The organism is Methylobacterium sp. WL116, from assembly GCF_008039455.1.
GTDB lineage: Bacteria > Pseudomonadota > Alphaproteobacteria > Rhizobiales > Beijerinckiaceae > Methylobacterium.
The window spans coordinates 1-502 of the sequence record NZ_VRUV01001116.1 but is presented as its reverse complement, the minus strand read 5'-3'; the positions used below and the strand labels follow the sequence as shown (position 1 = coordinate 502).

The following is a 502-nucleotide window of genomic DNA, read 5'->3' as shown; positions in this document are numbered from 1 at the left end:
GCGACCAGCGCGCGGGCGAGCCCGAGGCCGAGGCCCGAGGCGCCGCAGGAGACGCGGTGCCGCAAGGCGGCGCGGCCGAGGATCTCGAGGTCGGCATCGAAGATCGCGTCGGCGATGGCCGCGCCGTGGCCCTGCTTCGCCAGGGCGTCGAGGCGCGCGGCGACCGCGTCCGGACCGCGCGTCACGGTGGCGATGTCGATCAGCCCGACCGTGCCGGCGCTCTGGCGGGCCAGCACCCGCACGAGGCTTGAATCGCGCATCGGGTTGAGGGGGTGGTCCTTCAGCGGGCTCTCGGCGAGCAGCGTCGCGCCGACGAAGAGGTGACCCTGGTAGACGCTGCGCCCGGTCTCGGGAAAGGCGGGGGTGACGAGCGCGATCGGCTCGGCCGCATCCGCCCGCAGCGCGTCGAGCACCGGGCCGATGTTGCCGGCCTCGGTCGAATCGAAGGTCGAGCAGACCTTGAACAGCACGTGGCCGGCACCGCGCCGGCGCAGCCAGGCGT

General features: G+C 74.5%; 1 protein-coding gene. It reads right to left on the bottom strand.

Translation table 11 applies throughout. From position 1 onward, the window contains the following. Nucleotides 1-502: four-carbon acid sugar kinase family protein (locus tag FV223_RS29660; protein ID WP_147730125.1), on the bottom strand; the 502-nt coding region annotated here is incomplete at both ends.